The sequence below is a fragment of the Acinetobacter sp. NRRL B-65365 genome, assembly GCF_001605865.1.
Lineage (GTDB): Bacteria > Pseudomonadota > Gammaproteobacteria > Pseudomonadales > Moraxellaceae > Acinetobacter > Acinetobacter vivianii.
In genome coordinates, this window is record NZ_LRPD01000007.1 from 54,595 (window position 1) to 75,681 (window position 21,087).

21 protein-coding genes are annotated in these 21,087 nt (G+C 40.1%); 19 read left to right on the plus strand and 2 right to left on the minus strand.

Features of this window, described 5'->3' with window-relative positions; genetic code table 11:
• Positions 1-101 precede the first annotated feature (101 nt).
• Together rpoZ and gmk are read right to left on the minus strand one after the other, a co-directional pair.
• Positions 102-380: a DNA-directed RNA polymerase subunit omega gene (rpoZ, locus tag AWW72_RS04625; protein WP_004657467.1), complete on the minus strand. Its 279-nt coding sequence runs from the start codon at positions 378-380 to the stop codon at positions 102-104.
• A gap of 69 nt (positions 381-449) precedes the next feature.
• Complete coding sequence (gene gmk / locus AWW72_RS04630) at positions 450-1,073, minus strand: guanylate kinase (RefSeq protein ID WP_004776023.1); 624 nt, start codon at positions 1,071-1,073, stop codon at positions 450-452.
• 103 nt (positions 1,074-1,176) lie between these two features.
• Here gmk and ispH point away from each other — a divergent pair, with 103 nt between their 5' ends.
• The 19 genes from ispH to truB all read left to right on the plus strand — a co-directional run bounded on the left by ispH (position 1,177) and on the right by truB (position 21,077).
• On the plus strand, positions 1,177-2,127 hold the full coding sequence (gene ispH, locus AWW72_RS04635) for a 4-hydroxy-3-methylbut-2-enyl diphosphate reductase (RefSeq protein ID WP_005259965.1): 951 nt from the start codon (positions 1,177-1,179) through the stop codon (positions 2,125-2,127).
• Between the two features lie 140 nt (positions 2,128-2,267).
• Positions 2,268-2,714 (plus strand): pilus assembly FimT family protein, encoded by a 447-nt coding sequence (locus AWW72_RS04640; RefSeq protein ID WP_062846574.1) that lies wholly within the window; start codon positions 2,268-2,270, stop codon positions 2,712-2,714.
• A gap of 9 nt (positions 2,715-2,723) precedes the next feature.
• Positions 2,724-3,245: a type IV pilus modification protein PilV gene (pilV, locus tag AWW72_RS04645; RefSeq protein ID WP_062846575.1), complete on the plus strand. Its 522-nt coding sequence runs from the start codon at positions 2,724-2,726 to the stop codon at positions 3,243-3,245.
• Complete coding sequence (locus AWW72_RS04650; RefSeq protein WP_062846647.1) at positions 3,238-4,236, plus strand: PilW family protein; 999 nt, start codon at positions 3,238-3,240, stop codon at positions 4,234-4,236. Before pilV (AWW72_RS04645) ends, AWW72_RS04650 begins: the two co-directional genes overlap by 8 nt.
• Positions 4,236-4,949 carry a hypothetical protein gene (locus AWW72_RS04655; RefSeq protein ID WP_062846646.1) on the plus strand — a complete coding sequence of 238 codons (714 nt, stop codon included), beginning with the start codon at positions 4,236-4,238 and terminating at the stop codon, positions 4,947-4,949. Before AWW72_RS04650 ends, AWW72_RS04655 begins: the two co-directional genes overlap by 1 nt.
• A 28-nt stretch (positions 4,950-4,977) precedes the next feature.
• Positions 4,978-8,763, plus strand: a complete 3,786-nt coding sequence (locus AWW72_RS04660; protein ID WP_062846576.1) for a pilus assembly protein — start codon at positions 4,978-4,980, stop codon at positions 8,761-8,763.
• Positions 8,764-8,772: 9 nt separating this feature from the next.
• Positions 8,773-9,369: a type IV pilin protein gene (locus tag AWW72_RS04665; RefSeq protein ID WP_062846577.1), complete on the plus strand. Its 597-nt coding sequence runs from the start codon at positions 8,773-8,775 to the stop codon at positions 9,367-9,369.
• Positions 9,370-9,374: 5 nt separating this feature from the next.
• Complete coding sequence (locus AWW72_RS04670; RefSeq protein ID WP_502686075.1) at positions 9,375-9,806, plus strand: type IV pilin protein; 432 nt, start codon at positions 9,375-9,377, stop codon at positions 9,804-9,806.
• A 321-nt stretch (positions 9,807-10,127) separates the two neighbouring features.
• Positions 10,128-10,649: a prepilin-type N-terminal cleavage/methylation domain-containing protein gene (locus tag AWW72_RS04675; protein WP_062846579.1), complete on the plus strand. Its 522-nt coding sequence runs from the start codon at positions 10,128-10,130 to the stop codon at positions 10,647-10,649.
• On the plus strand, positions 10,646-11,131 hold the full coding sequence (pilV, locus tag AWW72_RS04680) for a type IV pilus modification protein PilV (protein WP_005259948.1): 486 nt from the start codon (positions 10,646-10,648) through the stop codon (positions 11,129-11,131). Before AWW72_RS04675 ends, pilV (AWW72_RS04680) begins: the two co-directional genes overlap by 4 nt.
• A 1-nt stretch (position 11,132) precedes the next feature.
• Entirely contained in the window at positions 11,133-12,161 is a 1,029-nt protein-coding gene (locus tag AWW72_RS04685; protein WP_062846580.1) for a PilW family protein, read from the plus strand.
• Positions 12,158-12,889 carry a pilus assembly PilX family protein gene (locus AWW72_RS04690; protein WP_062846581.1) on the plus strand — a complete coding sequence of 244 codons (732 nt, stop codon included), beginning with the start codon at positions 12,158-12,160 and terminating at the stop codon, positions 12,887-12,889. The genes AWW72_RS04685 and AWW72_RS04690 overlap by 4 nt, the downstream gene beginning before the upstream one ends.
• Before the next feature lie 13 nt (positions 12,890-12,902).
• Positions 12,903-17,165 (plus strand): pilus assembly protein, encoded by a 4,263-nt coding sequence (locus AWW72_RS04695; protein WP_062846582.1) that lies wholly within the window; start codon positions 12,903-12,905, stop codon positions 17,163-17,165.
• A gap of 109 nt (positions 17,166-17,274) precedes the next feature.
• Complete coding sequence (locus tag AWW72_RS04700; RefSeq protein ID WP_249409146.1) at positions 17,275-17,709, plus strand: type IV pilin protein; 435 nt, start codon at positions 17,275-17,277, stop codon at positions 17,707-17,709.
• 163 nt (positions 17,710-17,872) lie between these two features.
• Positions 17,873-18,130, plus strand: coding sequence for a 30S ribosomal protein S16 (gene rpsP, locus AWW72_RS04705; protein ID WP_004776006.1), 258 nt, complete (start codon positions 17,873-17,875; stop codon positions 18,128-18,130).
• 16 nt (positions 18,131-18,146) lie between these two features.
• A complete protein-coding gene (rimM, locus tag AWW72_RS04710; protein ID WP_062846584.1) occupies positions 18,147-18,695 on the plus strand; it encodes a ribosome maturation factor RimM in 549 nt (182 codons plus the stop codon).
• 45 nt (positions 18,696-18,740) lie between these two features.
• Positions 18,741-19,481: a tRNA (guanosine(37)-N1)-methyltransferase TrmD gene (gene trmD, locus AWW72_RS04715; RefSeq protein WP_005259937.1), complete on the plus strand. Its 741-nt coding sequence runs from the start codon at positions 18,741-18,743 to the stop codon at positions 19,479-19,481.
• Positions 19,482-19,673: 192 nt separating this feature from the next.
• On the plus strand, positions 19,674-20,045 hold the full coding sequence (gene rplS, locus AWW72_RS04720; protein ID WP_004657502.1) for a 50S ribosomal protein L19: 372 nt from the start codon (positions 19,674-19,676) through the stop codon (positions 20,043-20,045).
• 138 nt (positions 20,046-20,183) lie between these two features.
• Positions 20,184-21,077: a tRNA pseudouridine(55) synthase TruB gene (gene truB, locus AWW72_RS04725; RefSeq protein ID WP_062846585.1), complete on the plus strand. Its 894-nt coding sequence runs from the start codon at positions 20,184-20,186 to the stop codon at positions 21,075-21,077.
• Positions 21,078-21,087: the final 10 nt, after the last annotated feature.

Sequence of the window (21,087 nt, forward strand, 5' to 3'; positions counted from 1 at the left end):
TCAATGAAGTATATTGTTTTTACCAATATAACGCTGAATTTTACAACAAACAAAAAAGCCCAGTGTCTTCACAATGGGCTTTTCAGCAAAGCAAATTCGATTTAGAAAGTGAAACCTTCTAAGTTTAATGAATTTGTAGACAATACCATATCAAGATTTGATGTTTGGTAGTCTTGGTCGCGTTGTTTTAAAATTTCTTTAGTGACATGACCCACCGCAATTTCGCGTAATGCAACCACTGTTGGTTTGTCATTATCCCACTCTACAGTTGGTTCCATACCTTGACGTGCCAATTGACGTGCACGTTTACTCGCTACCAGTACCAACTCGAAGCGGTTATCTACATGGTCTAAACAATCTTCAACGGTTACACGTGCCATAAGTTGTCTCGTCTGAACATCACATTTGAAAGACTGAGTAGTATAAAAGGCTTTTATACAAGACTCAAGTTATTCGCGATTAAGGGTAATCAAGTTTTCAATTAATTGCTGGTGGCGGTTGCTTTGTTGCAAGGTCACCAAACGGTTTGCGGTAATAATGGCTTCTAGATCGTGCACGGCTTTATTGAAATCGTCATTGATAATGACATAGTCAAAACTGGCAAAATGACGCATATCTTCCACGGCACAACTCAAGCGATGCTCGATCACGTCGACAGAATCTGTACCGCGATTCGACAGGCGCTGTCTTAAGTCGTATTGGGTTGGAGGGAGAATAAAGATCTGTTTTGATTCAGGAAAAAGTCGACGAACCTGTTCAGCACCTTGCCAGTCAATTTCAAGTAAAACATCGTGACCTTGTTGGAGTTGTTCTTTTACTTTGGCTTGCGAAGTACCGTAATAGTTTCCAAATACTTCTGCGTATTCGATGAAACCACCTTCATCGACTTGTGCTAAAAAACTTTCTTTACTGGTAAAATGATAGTGAACACCATCAAGTTCACCAGGACGCTGACCGCGTGTAGTGTGTGAGACAGAAACGTGTAGGTTGCTGACTCGATCGAGTAGGGCTTTGACCAAAGATGTTTTGCCCGTTCCTGAGGCTGCAGAAACGACAAACAAGAGACCCGACATGATATTTTTCCTGAATATGATAAAATATCTTGGCTATTGTAGTGTAGCGTGCCATTAAACGAAATAGTTTGGCGTAAAAATTCAGTTGATCAGAGAGGTTGTTATGGAAATCGTGTTGGCCAATCCACGAGGCTTTTGTGCTGGTGTTGACCGTGCTATAGCAATCGTCAATCGGGCACTGGAATGTTTTAATCCACCAATTTATGTCCGTCATGAAGTGGTACACAACAAATTTGTCGTCGATGACTTGCGTCAGCGTGGCGCCGTTTTTGTTGATGAGCTAGATCAGGTTCCTGATGATTCTATTGTGATTTTTAGTGCGCATGGTGTATCCAAAGCGGTACAACAAGAAGCTGATCGCCGTGGTTTAAAAGTATTTGATGCAACCTGTCCGTTGGTCACCAAAGTGCATATCGAAGTGACCAAATATGCACGTGAAGGAACTGAAGCCATTCTGATTGGGCATGAAGGCCATCCAGAAGTTGAAGGCACAATGGGTCAGTATGATAAAACCAAAGGTGGCGCAATTTATCTAGTCGAAGACGAAGAAGATGTTGAAGCTTTAACGGTCAATCATCCAGATAAAGTGGCTTTTGTTACCCAAACCACACTTTCAATTGATGATACAGCGAAAGTGATTGATGCGTTACGGGCGAAATTTCCTCAAATTCAAGGTCCGCGTAAAGATGATATTTGCTATGCCACACAAAACCGTCAGGATGCAGTACGTGATCTTGCTGAGCAGTGTGATGTAGTATTGGTGGTTGGTTCGCCAAACTCATCAAATTCAAACCGTTTACGTGAACTGGCTGAGCGTATGGGTAAATCTGCTTATCTAGTCGATAACGCAGATCAATTGCAAAAAGACTGGTTTAAATCGGATAGTAAAATTGGTGTGACTGCGGGTGCATCTGCACCTGAAATTTTAATTAAACAAGTGATCCAGCGTTTACAAGATTGGGGTGCAACACCACCAAAAGAGTTACAAGGGCGTGAGGAAAATATCACTTTTAGTCTACCAAAAGAGTTGCGTATACAGGTGATACAAGCCTAATTTTATTAGAAAAATGTGAACTGGAAACGGATGGATGACACTCCATCCGTTTTTTTTGCTGCTTATCTGCTTTGTATTGGTTCTGTAAAAATAAAAATTAAGATAGAGTAGTGAATTTTTAAAAATTAGGTGCTGGGGAAATGGGGAAAACTCGGGGATTCACCTTAATTGAATTGATGGTGACAATTGCGGTGTTGGCTGTGATTGCGATGATGGCTGTGCCGGTATTAACGAAGATTATTTATAAAAGTCAGTTAAATAATGATGCACGTGATTTTGCTGATCAATTAGTTGAATTACGTTCAGATGCCGTTTTAAAGCAAAAAGGTCAAGATCTTTCTTTAGATGAGAATGAAGCCGAGGCTTGGAAAACTTCCGATCATATTCATTGGGATACGGGACAGCCTACAGTTACAACACTTTCTTACGATGCTCTAGGCCGTTTAGATTCAGCCAATAACTTATGTTTTGTTCTGGTTCATGTAAAAGATATGACGATGAAGGCTGTAATTATAGCTCGTAAAAATGGTCTGGTTATTTTTGATAAATCATTTACAGCTTGCCCAGCAAATCTTGGGAATGAATAGAGGTATATGATGCGATCTAATCAACAAGGTGTGGGATTGGTGGAAGTCTTGGTTGCATTAATCCTTTTATCAATAGCTGTATTGGGTTTTGTAGCTTTACAGATGAAGGCAATTGCAGCAAGTCATGAGGCTGGACGTAATATTCAAGCAATAAATATCGCACGAGATTTATCTGAACGTATACGTAGTAATCGTGATGGTTTACAGGCTTTTAAAGATAAGAACGGGTACACCACTAAAATAACAAATAACAAAAATTGTGCTAATGAAACTGATGCGGCATTTTGTTCTGCAACAGAAATGGCTGCTTATGATTTTGTAAAAGTTAGCGATACAGCTAATGATTTAGGAATGCAGTTAGCGATCCAAAACTGTCAGGGAACAGCCAGTTTAAAGCGTAAATGTATTTATGTGGCATGGGAAGGAACTACTCCTGATAATGGTACGACCACTTCAAATTGCACTAATGGCGTAGCGTATGTACCTGAGGCGAAATGTATTATCGTAGAGGTATATAACTATGATGATTAATCAACACAGAGGTTTAACCTTACTGGAATTAATGATTGCATTATTTCTGGGGTTATTGATTGTCGCTGCTGGTACAGGCGTATTTTTGAGTGGACAACGTTCATTAGGTTTGCAAGGTAGCATGGGAGAATTACAGCAAAATGCGAACTTTGGTTTGGCCATGATTACGCATGATTTACGTCATGCCAATTTGAATACGCCTTCAACTCAAAAAGTAAATAATAAGCAGGTGGGTTCTGGGGTCATTTTTAGCACCGCTAACTTACCTTCCTCTCTGTCAAAAGTGAGTACAACTTTATTTACTCGACAAGCCAGAGATAATGATGCTACTACAGGAAAAAGTGATCAGCTGACGATCCAATTTATTCCTGAATATCAGACTATTACTAAAAGAAAATGTAAGCAGGATAAACCTGATTGTACAGCAGATACTGATAAAGAAGATGTAACGATCTATACGGCTAGAAGTGTGGACTGTGAAGGTAACCGACTTGAGTTTGATAGGGTTACTACGATTGTCCAACGCTATCATATAAAGGCAGACCCTAATCAAATCGATGGGCAGCCAACAGCGTACTCCCTATATTGTGATGCTGGTTATTATCAAGATGGTAATGAGGCGATTACAGATATGAAGGTTGGAGCAAATGGCTCACAACTCATGCAGCGCATAGATACATTTAAGGTGCGTTTAGAGGTGAAGGATAAAAATGGCAAACTTCGCTATATGAGTATCAATGATTATTTAGCTTTAATGCCTGCTACCGTAACTGATAGCAAAAATTATTATAACGTGGTGTCTGTTGAAATAGGATTGTTAGCTCGTTCAACAACACCATTAAATTCTGAGCAGCTTATTGATAATACGAAAAAATTTAAAATTATAGGAAGTGATGTAACTTTAAATGATACTCAGCAAAAGGGCTCAAAATTTCTTCGAGAAGTATTTAGTCAGGTTGTGGCATTTAGAAATACTTTGGGGGCATCATGATGAAAAAGCAGAATGGTGCAACACTAATCATGATCTTAATCATATTGGTTGTGATTGCACTTATCGGTACTTTAGCTGTCAAGTCTAGTATTTTGGGATTAAAAATTTCAACCAATAGTCAAGTCCGCTCTCTCCTGCTAGAAAATAGCAACTCAGCCTTATTTAACGTTGAAGATCCAAATCAGATTGCTCGTCAATTAGCGCTTGATGGCATGTTTAGTTATTTTAACTCTGTTGAAAATATCGAAGATGAATTGGTTTTTTGCTATCGTCCTGCGTCTATGAGTACGTTTTATTCAATGGATAAAGCGAGTGTAATTGAACAAGATGGTAAAACCACCAAAATGGGGAATACCGGTTTTTGTAAAGTTGGGGAATTTTCATCAGGTCGCTCAGCAATACAGGCGCAAATCTATTTAAAGAAAAATAAAGAGCCGAATGCTTCACCTTTTAGTACAGCACCATCGGGTACAAGTCTGGGGCAAAGTGAAGTGCCTGTTGTGGCAAACAATATCGGTGTAACCGTGATCTCTATTTTGCCAAGTTATGCAGATGCGACGGATACACAAATTGAGAGTTGTTTTAAGAACACGGCAATTAAGAAAAATGAAGATACGCAGACGGTTGAAGAATGTTTTGAAGCCTTAAATGTGCCTTATAACCTTCAGCATGCAGATTATATTGTTGGCAGCTCGCCAAAGCTTAAGTCTTAATTGATACCTACCTGTAAGGGGTGAAAAAATGAAAAATTTTAATCAAAAACTACTTTCGGCATCGGTATCAATGTTGATGACTATGTCGATATGTCATGTAGTTACTGCTCAAGCTAGTGATATTGATATTTATAAGTTGCCTGATGCAACAGAACTCACCATTATGATGATGCTGGATTTGTCAGGAAGTATGGATTTAACAGCTGTTTCGGATAATGGACCTTGTGATTTAGGCACAGTGCGTTCTTCAGGTAAAGTAACTGGTGATACAGTAGCAGGGGGCTATAGTACTAACTTTTGTTATACAGGAACAAAAGGTAGGAATAATTTATATTACTATCGTGCTAATAGCGATGAAACAAATTGGTGGAAATGTACCAGAACATCTGACAATACAGTCGCTAACTGTAATACCCTTATAAGTCGACCTGATAATGAAGAAATTTTTAAATACACAAGGTCTAACTTGGGTACTGGTAGTAATAATTTTTATTATTATTATAATTATGGTGAAACAAAAAGATATTATGATCGTATTAGTCGATTAAAAAATTCTTTATATATACTGGCAAATTCAAATGATATTCCTTTGAATACAAAAATAGGTATAGGAACTTTTTCTTATAATGCGGATGGGAATAGAGGATATGTTCGTATTGCAGCAGACCAATGGGGGGCTGTGGGTAGTGTTCAGCGTGATCGAGTATTAACCTTAATTCGAAATTCAGGATTTAAGGGAAGTGGAGGTACACCAACTTCATCAGCTTATGCAGAGGCAGCAGCTTATTTGTTAGGTACTACAACAGGAGGAAATAGTATATACAGTGGTATTGGTGTTGCAGAGGGTATAAATGTTCGTACAGGTACAAATGCTTCAACTTGGAAATATGTCACGCCATTGGATAAGACAAAAGATCCATTATGTTCAGGAAAAGGAATTTATGTTTTAACCGATGGTGAGCCTAATGCGAGTACAAGTGCTATTACCAGTACCTTGATGAAAAATGCCTTAAATTTAAGTGGAAACTATTCATATACAACTGGGTTAACAAATAATGGCTACTATGATAATAATAATTCGTTTAGAAATTATCGATCAGATTGGCAATCAATAGGGTCTTTTGCTAAATCTTTAAATACAGGAAGTGTTTTACAGCCTCTCTTTAATAGTACGCAACGTAATAATGAACATGTTATTAAAACAGCAGTAGTGGGTTTCGGGTCGGTTTTTGATGTCGCTGATCCACGAGGCGAAATTCGTAAAGAATTAATTGACCCTAAAACGGGTAATAAAAGAACTTATTATGATTGCAGTAAACTTACAGGTAATGACCAAAAAAATGCTTGTAATTGGGGAATGCAAAGTAAATTTTCTGATGGTACCACAACGACTATTGCTGGTTCGGGAGGATATGGTGAGGGCGGTTTCTATTCTGCATCTTCTACAGAAGAAGTGATTGAGAGTCTTAAAAATTTTGTTGAGGATATGAAGCCTGAGTTTGATCCTATTCCGACAGGTTCACCGACTTTACCTGTAGATGCCTTAAATCCAATACAAATCCAACCTTATGGTTATTATGCGAGGTTTACTCCTAAGCCACAAGAACCTTATCAGCTTTGGATTGGAAATCTTAATAAATATCATATTAAGGATGGTCAGCTCTATGACAATACGAAGACCATTCGACTCATTCAAGATAGCGGTAAATTGAATAACTCAGCCAGTGGAATCTGGAATGGGGGGGTGCTAGGTAAGTTACCATTAGGGACATTTTCAGATGCTTCAACAGAAACACAATCATCAAATCGTACTGTATTTACAAATCGTCAAATTAATTCTGTAAGTGGGATAGCTGAAGAAGCCAGTAGTTTGCAAAAGGTAAATTTAAGGACCTTATTTAATACAGATGCTGAAGGTACCTTGCGCAATGATCCTAAAAAAAATTATTGGTTAAATATTTTAGGTTATAAAGTTAATGAAAATGCTACGGGAATAACAGTAGCAACATTGCCTACCGATGTACAACGGCAATTAGGTGCAACTATGCACTCGAAACCAATCTTATTAACTCAGCAAGGTAAAATTGTTGTTCCAACTACAGGTGACAATAAAGGACTAGTAACCACAACAGATCGTAAGGACTACCTATTATTTGGGAGTAATCAAGGTTCTTTACATGTCGTTGAAGTTGGAAGTGATACTGATACGGACAGAGGAAAAGAGGTTTTTACATTTGTACCGCATGAAATGATGGAAAAGCAGCCTAAAGCATTTCTGAATGAAGGAGCCACAAATGGTGGACGAGCAAATTTATATTATGGAATGGATGGGGCTTGGACAGCGTATACCCAATATGTGTCTAAAACCGATAAAACATTAACGGTTGGGACCTCTGGACGTAAAGATAATGATGGTAAAGATCTAGAACAAAAAGGTTTGCAATGGGTTTATGGTGGTTTGAGAATGGGAGGGCGGAGTTATTATGGTTTGGATCTTACTACTCTTAGTAGCCCAAGTTTAAAATTCCATATCAATCCAGAAGATGCTGTAATAAAAGATAATGGTATTCCTCGACTTGATGCAAGTGGTAAAACGATCCCAGATGCGAATAATCCACTCAGTTATATGGGCCAAAGCTGGTCTAAACCTACGGTTGCATGGGTGAAATGGGGAGGAGTTCGTAAACTGGTCATGTTTGTTGGTGGTGGCTATGATGAGGGGTACGAGGCACCTAACTATGATCAAGACAGTAATACAACAACGCCTAAAAGAGGAGCGGGTGTTTATATGTTTGATGCGGGGAATGGTGATTTATTATGGTGGGCTAGTGCAAATGTAACAAGCTCTACGACTGGCACTGGAGTGAATGATGCTAATTTAAAATATAGTGTTGTGAGCCAAATTAATGCTGTTGATCGTGATAATGATGGCTTAGTTGATCATTTATTCTTTGGAGATTTGGGCGGACAAGCATTCCGTATTGATTTAAATAATAAAGCGACAACTTATACTGATTTTAGTAAACGTATTGTTCGTTTGTATAATGCACATACTACTGGCGGTGCAAGTCCTCGTTTCTATGAAATGCCAAGTTTCTCTGTTCATAGTGGAGTGGATGGATTCTTTGGTGTAGTAGCTTTAAGTTCTGGGAATCGTAGCTCGCCTTTGGCAGGAGTACATAGAATTGATGGGGTGGATACAACTACCACAACTGCTAATGATGCTGTATATGTCATTTATGACAATGATGTCGCCCGCTCAGACTTATATAAAATCGCGAATAGTGAATTAAGAACGTCTTCGACCAATACAGGAGTATCTTTAATTTCAATAACACCTGCGACATTTGCAACTCTACGAGATGGGGTCGCTCAGAAAAATGGTGCGAGTTATAATGGAGGGTGGAAATATCAGTACAGCGCAACAGCTGGTCAATATAAAGGTATGAATGAGATTTATGCTTTGGATAGTATGTTGTATGTCAATGTTTATAATAAAGATGGTACTGGTATTGTTGGAGCATGTGGCTCAGGTGTGATAGGAGATACGGAACTTTATCAATTCTGTTTACCTTCCGGAAAATGTAGCTTTTATACAACTGAGACAACTGGCCCAAATAAGACCGTTTTGGGTGGCGGGATTTTAGGAACAGGATTAGGGCAGGGAGTTAGTAATAAGCCTGATGAAACAGGTCTGATTGTGAAGAAAACAGATCGATACTGCGAAGATACGGCAAATAAAAATAAACCTGAATGTCAACTCTTTGATACAGGTGCTAGATTGCAGCATTTACGTTGGTATGAGTCAAGATAAGGTGAATCTATGAAAAAATATCATGGTTTTACTTTGATCGAACTCATGGTGGTTTTAATTATTGTGACTATTTTCATGGCAATTGCGATTCCAAGTTATCAAAGTTACATGCGTAAGCGCGATTTGGCCGTAGCAAAGCAAGAAGCCTTACGTATATCAAATGAGCTGGAGCGTTTTAAATCTAAAAATTTTAGTTATAAAGGGTTTGATGCATCTTTTTGGTATGCTTATGATGATAATGGTACACAGAAAAGTTATTACGATAATACGACTGGAACACTTTACTTACCTATTGGGGCAACATCAACGAATGCTAAATACAGACTAACCTTAGTTGATGGAGGGGCTGGGCATAAACCTTTAACTATGACTGTAGACGATAAAGGTATAGAGACCTCAAGCTCTAAATCAGTTAAGGGATTAAATTGGGCAATAAAAGTTGAACGGACGATGAGTGGTGTAGGGGATGAGGCCGTTGTAAAAGACCCTCAAAATTATGATTTGCTATTAACAAGCCTCGGTCTTCGCTGTATGACCAAAACTCAAACGGAGAATCTACAAAAATATATTGACTGTGGTAGCTCTGATAACGTGGAGAAATGGTAATGCGGATGATTGAACGAGGTTTTACTTTAATTGAACTCATGATTGTAGTCGCAATTATTGCTATTTTAGCTGCTATAGCTTATCCCTCTTATCAAGAATACGTGAAGCGTACTAAACGTGCTGATCTACAGAGTGAAATGATGAATATTGCCCAACGATTACAAAGTTATCGGGTGATTAATCATAAATATAAAGATGCTAAGCTGGATAATGGAACATTAACAAAAAACTATCCAGTATCTAATGCATCTTATACTATCGATTTAACTACGGCTGATCAGACTTGGATACTCACAGCGACTCCTATTAATGGACAAATAGGTGATGGGCATGTGGTTTTAAATAACCAAGGACATAAATGCTGGACCAAAGGGAGTGATAAAAATAGTGGTACAGCCTGTGTTCCATCCGCAACTACCAACTGGGACGGTCGCTAACTTTTTATAACGATGATTGGCAAACTAGAGAAAGCAAATCCTAACGAGGTTTGCTTTTTTTATGAATAATTTTTGATGTTATTTAACATTATTGACAATAATAACAAGTGAATGTGATCAAATTATCACTTATCTGCTGTTCTATACCTTTTATCCCCTAATGGTAGCTTTTCGTGTATTTTAGGTTGAAATTGATAACTAAACATGAAAACAATCACGAAAAATAGCGCTTCTCTCATTTATATAATGAATTGATTTTACTTACTTAAAATACTTGAGAGCGCTGTTACAACAAAAAGATTTGTGCATATGGAGGACTATATGCAACAAGCCCATTACGACGCGGAGCATCGCGCTTTATCTTGTGCACAGGCCAAACCTTGCTCGGGATTTACGATGGTTGAACTGATCATCACCATCGCTATTTTAGCAATTATCGCTTTAATGGCTGCACCTTCATTTGCCTCCATGTATAACCGCCAAAAGTTAGAGTCCTCCGTACGTGAACTGACGATGAAGGTTTCAGAAGCAAGAAGCCAAGCAGTAATGACTCGTCAGCTTGCTGGACTTTGTGTTGTTGAATTGCCTTCAGAAGAAGATATTAAAGAACGTAAGAAATGTGCAGAAAAATTATCAATTTCTATAAATAATACTTTTTTGGCTTATATGGAGCCTAGTGTAACAGCTAATACTGGCAGTTCTTTTGTGACAAGTCTCAGTTTTAGAACTAATGGCAGCATTACTGCACAAAAAGACTTTATGTTGGAGCGACAAGGTCTTTCTTATTGTGTTCGGGTCGGTGTCATCGGAGATACCATTATCACGGAAGGAGCCTGCCCATGAATATAAAACAACAAGGGGTTGGACTGGTTGAAGTCTTGGTTGCGCTGGTTTTATTGGCGATCAGCGTATTGGGTTTTGCTGCTTTGCAGTTACGGGCGGTGGATTCCAGTCTGGAAGCTAATAAACAGGTGATAGCACTCACCATTGCACGCGATCTGGCAGAGAAAATGCGTGCAAATCCACAGGCGACCCGAGCAGGGAAATATAAGGTTGCAGCAGTAGAGGTGCCAAAAATCGCAGTATCAAATGTAGCGGATAAACCTGAAAAGATCGCGCTACAAGATTTACAAAATGCTGCGCTACAAGCCAAAGATAGTGGAATGAATCTCGCTGTGGATCAATGTCCAACTGGAAATAACCGACAATGTATTTATGTCGCCTGGGACGAGACCAATCTGGCAGGAAATACTGGAATTGCTTCATGCATAAAAGATGGGGCTTACGTTTCAGGATCACATTGTCTGTTTCTGGAGGCTTATTAAAATGGGAAGAAGCCTTGCAGATTTTAAGCCATATACCAACAGTCAATCAGGCTTTACATTGATTGAGCTGATGATTTCACTGACTTTAGGTTTGTTGATTGTCGCTGCGGCAATTCAACTGTTTATTACTGGGATTACCAGCTATAAATTACAAAAAGCTATGGCACATATTCAGGATAATGCCAGTTTGGGTTTGAATTTTATTGTTGATGATATTCGCAAAGCCAATCTGAGTTCGCCTGTACCTGCCGTTAATGACCAGATTGGTTATGCAGGAATTTTGCTGACCTCAAACAATGTTGGTGAAAAGATTGATCTGAATTGTGCAGATTGCTTTGCCAATAATCAGCTCACCAGTTTTGGTAATGCCAATGTGACGGGCCTAACCAATGATCAATTACTCATCCGTTATCAAGCGCCACAAGGTGGGTTGGACTGCTCGGGTAAGGATGTGAGTAGCGGGATATTTGTGGTGCAGCGCTATTATGTTGATTCTACTGTAAAAGATTCACGTAAGTCTTTACGCTGCCAAGCTGCACAATATAGTCAAGCTTCACTGGATGCCAAGACATCGACGGATCGTTTAAAACTTGCTTGGGAAGACAGTCAGGTCATTTTACCTAATGTTGATTTCTTTCAGGTACGTTTGGGTTATATGGATGGCGACCTCAATAGTGCAAATAGTACCTTGGCCTATGCCGATATTAAAAACTATATGGCCTTAAAGGCAACGTCAAAAAATATTGATGGAGTTACAGAGGCTGTTCGGCCACATGTCCATGCCATTCAATTGGGAGTGCTAGTTCGTTCTGATGATAGAACGGGTAATCAGTCGATTATTAAAGAGCGGAACAAAGAGCCATTTCAAGTCTTGGGTACTCCAGTCAATCTGATATCTACCTATCAGGATAATTATTTACGTCAGGTTGTGAATCAAACAATCTCTTTACGAAATGCAATGGGGTGGGTTTCGGAAGGTTGTGATAGCAGTAAAACCAAAACCTGTACAAATGGGGGGGCTGGAACATGATTCAGGCTCAACGTGGTGCGACACTCATCGTTGTACTCATGATTTTATTAATGATTACGATTATTGGGACGCTGGCGATACGTGAAAGTGTGAGTTCATTAAAGCTGGTGAGTAATCATCAGATCCAGACTCTGTTGGCCCAAAATGCGGATGCAGCATTGATGGCATTTCAGAATCCTGAGATCACCCAGAGCATTGCTGCGGCGAATGGTCTTGTTGGTTTCTTTAAAAATGAAAATAACCAAGATGCAGAACTCGTATTTTGTTTTTCAGGAACCGATCCATTTGCATTAAGTAAAGCGGGTTATCGGCTGAATAGTCAGTCTTTTAATATTAATAGTTCTGGCGCAGGTGCATGTACAGAAGCTTCAGCAAAAACTTCAAGTGGCCGTAAACAGGTAGTGACTCAGGTCTATATCAAAAGAGCCTTAACATCAACTTCTCCTTTTGCAGATCTATCCCGGGGCACCGAGGCAACTGGGGCAAAAATTGAAAACAATATTCGCTTGCGTGTCTATGTGGTATCGGTGATGCAAGGGCTATTGACCGCTGACGCTTTATTTAAAGCAGGCAATGATCCTGATAAAGGCTGCCTGACCAAGAGTATTGATAATAATGGCGTTAATGATGTTGCTAACTGCCTCAAACAGAATACAGAAAAACCGATATATAACATACAAGTGGCAGAATATCGCTTCTTATCGGACTTTGAGCCATCAGGTTCATAAGGGAGAAATAGTTATGAAAAATAATAAGATAAAACAAAAAGAACAAACCGATCTGAATAATAATAGTACAAAATGGTTTGTATTGGTCAGTTCTGCACTGTCATGTTTGTTGGTCGTTTCACCTGCAACTCATGCGAGTGACGTTGAAATCTATCGCCAAGGAAGTAGTGGTGGAAATAGTACAATTATGTTGATGGTAGATACCTCCCAAAGCATGGGATCTCCCGCACTGGACCTATTAAAAGACTATCCATTATGTATCAGTAGTAAAGTTTTTGCAGTTGTCGGGGCATTGCCGGTTGTAGATGTTAAGTTGACACCACCCGCGGGAACAGAGGCCTATTGTGATGTGGTTTTTCCGAAAGCAGTTTTAGACTTATTAAGTACGGTTGATACCATTACAGGAACTCAAAAAAATAGTTTATTAGGTTTGCAAAGCTCATTGGATTACATGCGTGCCAGCTGTACGCCATTTTCTAAACTTGAAGCGAGTGAGCCTGTTCGGAGTAATAAAATCCTTTCCGTAAATATTAATTTAGGTGAGGGTTACCGTTGTTATAGTCGGTTATCCCGAATCAAAATGGCTGTACGTGATGTTTTAAATGGTAATGCAAAAAATGGGGTTACGGCATTATCTCCTAAAACAGCAATAGGACTAACGGTTGCTCCTGCTAAAAACAGTAGTGGTGTAAACCAAAAAGCAGGCATGATTGTCGTCCCTGCGCTAGAGCTAGGCTATAAAAAGGGCGATAAAGATGAGAGTGGTGCAGTTGTAGCTGATGATAGTAATCAACGGAAAGCACTAAAAGCCGCGATAGATGGTTTGGCACCAAGTTCGGATCCGTTGGGAAATACCTTGGATAAAGTTGTAGGCATTCTGGGCAATGTACTTGATGGGCTTAATATTCTTGGTTTAGTTACAGATGTACTTGGGCTTATTGGTAGTCTTCCCGCTACGCTTGTGGCTTTACTAAATAATCCAGAATCACCGTTGGTTACAGCTTATGCAGAAACTGGTGCTTATTTACTCGGACATAATACCAGAGGAACTGGCGAGGTTCTGTCTGAGTTTGAAGTGTCTGTTGCCAAGCCAAGTGTTGCATATAAATGTTTAACTCGGCAAACCAATAATGATTGTACTTCATATCATAAAAAGAATAGTTGGCCAATTGACACATTAATAGAATATCCCATTCCAACGGGTTACATTCGTACGGAACAAGTAACACCAAGCAATGGGGTGCTAGGCGATTTGCTAGGAGCACTGCTTGGTTTGCTGTCTGGTAATACGAATAAGAGCGTGATTCGTTATTACTATGCTGCGGATGCGAGTTATTCTGGTTATAACTATCGTTCTACAGCTATTCCAATGAAGGCGAATAGTGATGAATATGATAATCCAACTTCAATCAAACAAAAAATAAGTGGGGCGACAACTTCACAATGCCAAGCTCAGGGTATTTTTGTTTTAACAGGCAATGCGCCAAAACTTGTGCCTGCTGATGCGTTGGGTGTGCAGCGTATTATGCAGAAGTCTCTTGGGAAAGCTGCAACAACCAATATCAATGATTTTTGTAAGGTAAGTCCACCAAGTGGGTGGGAATTGGGCACCTCTACAGCGACCTGGGCATGCTTGGCGAATTATTCCAAGGCATTATTGGATACTAATGCCGCTTATCGAACACAGGTTGAGATTAAAACAGGTGTAGCAGGTATCGGTAAAGAGTTCAATTATGTAAGGCTCAATGGCGATAATGTTATTGGTGCGGGTACAGGTGGGAGTATTGTCAATACATTGTTGAGCAGTGTAAAAAGTTTATTAAATGCTGCATTGAGCCTCTTGAGTATTATTGCTGACCTAAGACCACTTTTAAATGTTGTTGATATCATCTTGCCGACCCAGCCTACAACTGATGCTGAATTGGGAGATGTGAGAAATCTTGCATATTGGGGGAAAGAGGGTAAAGGTGGTTGGTATACAGAAGCAAGTACAGGAGGAATTGCACAAAGTATTGTCAATTTTAATCAGCGTATTGCTGATGTGGAATCAGCGCCGTTTATGGGCTTACAAACCATTCCTGCTGATCCATTAACACCGTATCAATTGAGCAATGACGTCTATAACAGTATGTTTGCACCAGCAGATCAACAAAATTGGTTTGGAAATCTTAAAAAATACTCCGTTACAGATATGACCAGTGGAAATAATGTTATCCGTATGGTGGATTGGAAAGATCAATGGAATAGTAATGAATTAGAAGATCAAGATAAAAACACTAAATTATTTACTGGCGGTGCATTAGGCCAACTTAAGACTTTACGTCCAACTAAGACGGATACCTCTGCACGCAAGTTGTGGATTAACCGGAATTGTAAAACTGATGGCAGCTTTACTGAAAGTTCAAGCCTGAAAAAAGTAACAACTGATTATTTGGCTGATTCGAGTGAGGCGCGCTGTGCAATCAATGCTTCTGCCAAAGATAGCTATGGTGGTTATTTAATGAGTCTTTTAGGCTATCAGTTAGATAATCCTGAAAGCGCAACAGGAAATAGCCTTACTCAAAGCGAACCACTTTGGCAAGTGGGGATGCCACTTCATTCTACGCCATTAAAACTGACTCAATATGCTAAGTTTGATACGAACAAAATTGATCGGGATGACTACATTGCTTTTGGTTCAACCCAAGGTTTATTACATGTGGTGGATGCTGATGATGGGAAGGAGAAATTTGCTTTTTTGCCAAATGAAATGCTGGAAAATGCTGAGCAAAGAAAAGCTTTTGTAAAAGACCGTAAAGGTTATTGGCCTGATATGGCGTATGGAATAGACGGTGCGTGGACCGCTTATACTGAATATGCCTATGGTATGGGTAGTGATGGCAAAGTTTATGCAACTGTTCAGCAAGCGAAGAATAAAGATATTGTCATCGCAACTGGGAAACAAACTTTATATGGTGGCTTGCGTATGGGAGGTCGTAGTTATTACGCACTTAATCTTGCTGATCTAGACAAGCCCGAAATCAAATTCCATATCGATCCAAATACAGGCAAAGTTTATTCAGCAGCGAACCCATCAGGGCAAGCATTCTCAGCAATCGAGAATATGGGACAGAGCTGGTCTAAACCTACAATTGCTTATGTCAATTGGAAAGGGCAACGTAAACAAGTAATGTTTGTCGGAGGCGGCTATGATGCCTCAGGCACCGTTGCTTGTGCTGAATCAGAAACAGGTGTGAGTTTATCTGCTTATAGTAACAAGGGATATGAGTGCCCAATATATAACCAAACCAATAAAAAAGGTGCAGGGGTTTATATGTTTGATGCTGATAATGGGGATTTATTGTGGTGGGCAAGTTCAAGTGCAACAACTAAAAACGATACTGCAAAAGAGAATGCCTTAAATGTAAGCAATATGGATTATAGCGTTGTCAGTCGTATCAGTGTCGCTGATCGTGACGGCAATGGCTTGGTTGATCATTTGTATTTTGGGGATTTGGGTGGACAAGTTTGGCGTGTGGATATCAATGCCAATACAACAACAGGTGATTTTGCACAACGTGCGACACGTATCCTAAATTTACATAAAACAGGTGGTCTTAGCCCACGCTTTTTTGATGCGCCAAACTTTACTGTTTATGGTTATGAACAACCATTAGCTGTCATTAGCATTGCCTCAGGTAATCGCAGTTTACCAGCCAGTGATTCTAGCTCAGGTGCTATTTATAATTTGTTTGATCGTGATGTAATCAAAACCAATTTATATACATTGTCAGCAGATAAATTAGAGACAAAAGATATTGATTTAACTACAACAGGCAAAGCACTACGCGGCATATTGAGTAAAGATGAAGCTAAAGATAAGAATATTGCAGAAGTAAAAGCATTAATGCCAAATGGCTGGGCGGTTTCTTTTTCCAATGCGAAAAAGGTTACAGATGAAATGGTTGTGATGAACAAGAATTTATATGCCAGTGTGTATGATCGCGGTGTAACGCCAAGCTGTCCAGTTCAGGTACGTGGGAAAACAGAGGTGTATCGTTATTGTTTACCATTTGGTGTGTGTGAGCAAACACAGCTTTCGGAATCTGTTGGATTGGTGGGTAAATCTGGGGATGGCATTGTGGCGCTCAGCGTTGGTGCAGGTTCGACAAGCAAAAACAATTTACAATCACGTGGGTTGATTTCGGGGAATAGTAGCAATACGTTGAGTGGTTTACCTGTCAATCAAATGCGTCGCCAACTGGTTCCACTGACTTGGTATGAACGTAATGAATAAAAGGAAGCAATACCATTATCTTGCCCAAGGGAGGAGGAGAGATGTGCACTCTCCTTCCTTTGATGAAAGTAGATTAATTAAAGCTACAGGCTTCACTTTGATTGAATTGATGATTACGGTGGCAATCATTGCGATTATCGCAGCGATCGCTATTCCGAGTTATCAGGTTTATATCCGCCGTGCAGAATTATCTACAGCACAACAGGAAATGCTAAAGGTTGCAGAACTGCTGGAAAAGCATCGGACGCGGAATTTTAGTTATGATGGGTTTTTCTTAAGAGACCCTGTACTTAATGAGGGACCATACGCAGATGTTAATAATGCAACCAAGACAATGTTGTTGCTACCTTTAGACGCAAGCAGTGGCAAGCAGAAATTTACTCTTACCTTAACTGTGAATGCTCAAACATGGTCTTTAAAAGCTGTGAGCCAGAGCCCGCGAAATTATTCATTACTTTTGACCAGTGCGGGCATTAAATGTAAGACCAAAACACCTGCAAATATTACAACGCAAGATTGCGGGTTAGATAAAGAAGACTGGTAAGCCAGCAGATTTTATCAATTAAATTCAAAGCTGTGGATAAGCCGAAAAATAATCTTTATTTCAAAGTCAATTTAACGTAGAATATCGCCCTCTATGAAAGGGGTTTGAAGTGTTGCCGATGGTCGGTGCAGGGATAATCCGTAAAAATTATAAGGTTGTTCTCATGGTTGTTATTCGTTTAGCGCGCGGTGGTGCAAAAAAACGTCCATTCTATCAAATCGTTGTAACTGATAGCCGTAACGCACGTGACGGTCGTTTCATCGAACGTATTGGTTTCTTTAACCCAACTGCACAAGGTAAAGCTGAAAAAGTTCGTTTAGACGCTGACCGTTTTGCTCACTGGGTTGCTCAAGGTGCTCAACCTTCAGAGCGCGTTGCTTCTTTAGCTGCTCAAGCTAAAAAAGCTGCAACTGCTGCGTAATAGTAGTAGGTAGCCCATGACATCGACACAGAATGTGCCAGAAGATCGTATTCAGATTGGACAGTTACGTTCAGCTTATGGATTGAATGGGTGGCTCTGGGTTTATTCAAATACTGAACCTATGAGTAATATGTTTGACTACCTTCCTTGGTACATTGAGACCAAGGCAGGTTGGCAAACAATAGATGTGAAACGTTGGAAACCACATGGCAAAGGCTTGGTTGTTGCATTAAAAGGCGTAAATGATCGCACTGGTGCAGAAAATCTGGTTGGCGCAAATATCTGGATTGCCAAATCTCAGCTTCCAAAAGCAGATGTAGACGAGTACTACTGGTCTGATCTTAAAGGCTTAACGGTGTTAGGTCTTGATGATGAACAACAAGAAGTCAATCTCGGTCAAATCTACGAACTGTTTGAAACAGGTGCCAATGATGTCATGGTCGTAAAAGCGACTGCTGACAGTGTTGATGCTGAAGAGCGAATGATTCCGTGGCATAAAGATGTGGTACAACGCGTTGATCTTGAAGCTGGTCGTATTTACGTCAATTGGGGCGTAGACTACTAATCCTTTTAGGGAAAGTAGCGCAGCAGGAAAATAGAGGAGTCTGCGGTGTTTTTTGCAGTCATCACATTGTTTCCTGAAATGTTTGAAGCGATTACAGCGTACGGGATTAGCGGACGTGCAGCAAAGCGTGACATCGTGCAAGTGACTTGCATTAACCCACGAGATTTTGCTGAGGGCAATTACAAACGGGTGGATGAACGTCCTTTCGGTGGTGGCCCAGGTATGGTGATGATGGCTGAGCCTTTGGCAAAAGCAATTAATCATGCCAAACAACTTGCTTCGCAAGCAGGCTGTGTTCATGCCCCAGTGGTGTATATGTCACCGCAAGGCAAAACCTTGAATGAGCAGGCAGTACAACAATTCGTTGATTATGATGGTTTGATTGTATTGTGTGGGCGTTATGAGGGCGTCGATGAGCGTTTAATCCAGCATTATGTTGATCAAGAATGGTCAATCGGGGATTACGTTTTATCGGGCGGTGAACTTCCTGCCATGGTGTTGCTCGATAGTATTATTCGCCGTTTGCCCAATGTCATGACTGACGAGCAATCTGCGATACAAGATTCTTTTGTAGATGGTCTTCTTGATTGTCCACAATATACAAAGCCTGACCATTTCGAAGGGTTAGATGTGCCTGAGGTACTTAAATCAGGACATCATGCCAATATTGAGAAGTGGCGTTTTTTGCAGCGTTATCAACGAACTTTAGATCGTCGACCAGAACTGGTTGAAAAAGTAGAGTTGAGCAAACAGCAAATTAAATGGTTAAAAAATTCGAAAGGTTAAACTGATATCAGTTGATCTTCGCACCCAACGAGAAGCTTTGCTTCGAGTTCTACTTAAACTTGGTTTAAGTTAAAAATAGGCTCTTTAAGACGTTTGTCTTAAGGGGAAAGTTAAACGGGAAATATGCGCTTTAGCCTCTATTCCCAGCGGCGTCAGAGACCTCTTCTCTCCCGCACATATTGGAGATTCCACATGAGTGGTAAACATCCTTTAGTTCAAGCTGTTGAAAATGCACAGTTAAAATCAGACATCCCTGCTTTTGCACCGGGCGATACAGTTATCGTTCAAGTTAAAGTAAAAGAGGGTGACCGTGAGCGTCTTCAAGCATTTGAAGGTGTTGTAATCGCGAAGAAAAACCGTGGTTTAAACTCTGCTTTCACAGTTCGTAAAATCTCTAGCGGTGTTGGTGTTGAGCGTGTTTTCCAAACTCACTCTCCAATCGTTGCTAAGATCGAAGTGAAACGTCGTGGTGACGTTCGTCGTGCTAAACTTTACTACCTACGCGAGTTGTCTGGTAAAGCTGCACGTATTCGTGAAAAGTTACCAGCTCGTAAACAAGGTTAATTTTAACTTTGTTGTAAAGCAAAAAAATGCGCCTTTGGCGCATTTTTTTATGCTTGTTTGTGCTTAAAAGCCAATCCTTTTCTAAATCCTCGACCTAGTTTTGCTAAAATAGGTCTTTATGCTTTGACTTTTCTTTTTATGAAAAAAAGTACTTACCGCCATTTAAGCGGTGTTTTCCTATTAAATAAGCCTTTAGGTTTAAGTTCTAACTCAGCATTGCAAAAAGTGCGTCGTCTTTTTAATGCACAAAAGGCAGGGCATACCGGTGCACTTGATCCATTGGCAACAGGACTATTGCCCATCTGTTTGGGTGAAGCGACCAAGTTTTCGCATTATTTACTCGATTCAACCAAACGCTATCAAACTACGGTCAAGTTAGGGCAAACCACGGCAACGGGTGATGTTGAAGGTGAAATTCTCCAGCAGAGAGAAGTACCAACTTTAACGGCAGAAAGTATTGAACAGGTGCTGGCGCAATTCAGAGGCGATATTCAGCAAGTACCACCGATGTATTCAGCATTGAAGCGTGAAGGCCGTCCGTTATATGAATTGGCACGTAAAGGCATTGAGATTGAACGTGAAGCACGTCCAGTTACGATTTATGATTTAACCTTAGTTGATTTTACCGAAGATAGCCTGACGCTAGATGTGACCTGTTCGAAAGGCACATATATTCGTGTATTGGGTGAAGATATTGGTGAAGCTTTGGGATGTGGTGGGCATTTAACCAAGTTGCACCGTATCCAAACCGGGCATTTTGAAATTAATCCAGGTTATACCATCGAATATCTTGAAGGCCTGACTTTAGAACAACGGGATGCTTTATTGTTGCCTGTGTATGCACCCGTTGAGCATTTCCCGCGCGTACAATTGCCAGAAGGCCGTGAAAAATATTTTGGCAATGGTCAGGAAAGTAATATTGATCATGAAGCTGCGCCTGAAGTACTGGTTTTCGATGGCGAACGTTGTCTAGGTCTGGCTGAAATCACAGATAAAAAACGTCTAGTACCAAAACGCTTGTTAAATCTATAAAAGGTATTGT

Bases quoted from the DNA above. Each gene is read 5' to 3' on its own strand.
- rpoZ (WP_004657467.1), bottom strand. From the start codon at position 380: ATGGCACGTGTAACCGTTGAAGATTGTTTAGACCATGTAGATAACCGC.
- gmk (WP_004776023.1), bottom strand. From the start codon at position 1,073: ATGTCGGGTCTCTTGTTTGTCGTTTCTGCAGCCTCAGGAACGGGCAAA.
- ispH (WP_005259965.1), top strand. From the start codon at position 1,177: ATGGAAATCGTGTTGGCCAATCCACGAGGCTTTTGTGCTGGTGTTGAC.
- AWW72_RS04640 (WP_062846574.1), top strand. From the start codon at position 2,268: ATGGGGAAAACTCGGGGATTCACCTTAATTGAATTGATGGTGACAATT.
- pilV (WP_062846575.1), top strand. From the start codon at position 2,724: ATGCGATCTAATCAACAAGGTGTGGGATTGGTGGAAGTCTTGGTTGCA.
- AWW72_RS04650 (WP_062846647.1), top strand. From the start codon at position 3,238: ATGATTAATCAACACAGAGGTTTAACCTTACTGGAATTAATGATTGCA.
- AWW72_RS04655 (WP_062846646.1), top strand. From the start codon at position 4,236: ATGAAAAAGCAGAATGGTGCAACACTAATCATGATCTTAATCATATTG.
- AWW72_RS04660 (WP_062846576.1), top strand. From the start codon at position 4,978: ATGAAAAATTTTAATCAAAAACTACTTTCGGCATCGGTATCAATGTTG.
- AWW72_RS04665 (WP_062846577.1), top strand. From the start codon at position 8,773: ATGAAAAAATATCATGGTTTTACTTTGATCGAACTCATGGTGGTTTTA.
- AWW72_RS04670 (WP_502686075.1), top strand. From the start codon at position 9,375: ATGATTGAACGAGGTTTTACTTTAATTGAACTCATGATTGTAGTCGCA.
- AWW72_RS04675 (WP_062846579.1), top strand. From the start codon at position 10,128: ATGCAACAAGCCCATTACGACGCGGAGCATCGCGCTTTATCTTGTGCA.
- pilV (WP_005259948.1), top strand. From the start codon at position 10,646: ATGAATATAAAACAACAAGGGGTTGGACTGGTTGAAGTCTTGGTTGCG.
- AWW72_RS04685 (WP_062846580.1), top strand. From the start codon at position 11,133: ATGGGAAGAAGCCTTGCAGATTTTAAGCCATATACCAACAGTCAATCA.
- AWW72_RS04690 (WP_062846581.1), top strand. From the start codon at position 12,158: ATGATTCAGGCTCAACGTGGTGCGACACTCATCGTTGTACTCATGATT.
- AWW72_RS04695 (WP_062846582.1), top strand. From the start codon at position 12,903: ATGAAAAATAATAAGATAAAACAAAAAGAACAAACCGATCTGAATAAT.
- AWW72_RS04700 (WP_249409146.1), top strand. From the start codon at position 17,275: ATGATTACGGTGGCAATCATTGCGATTATCGCAGCGATCGCTATTCCG.
- rpsP (WP_004776006.1), top strand. From the start codon at position 17,873: ATGGTTGTTATTCGTTTAGCGCGCGGTGGTGCAAAAAAACGTCCATTC.
- rimM (WP_062846584.1), top strand. From the start codon at position 18,147: ATGACATCGACACAGAATGTGCCAGAAGATCGTATTCAGATTGGACAG.
- rplS (WP_004657502.1), top strand. From the start codon at position 19,674: ATGAGTGGTAAACATCCTTTAGTTCAAGCTGTTGAAAATGCACAGTTA.
- truB (WP_062846585.1), top strand. From the start codon at position 20,184: ATGAAAAAAAGTACTTACCGCCATTTAAGCGGTGTTTTCCTATTAAAT.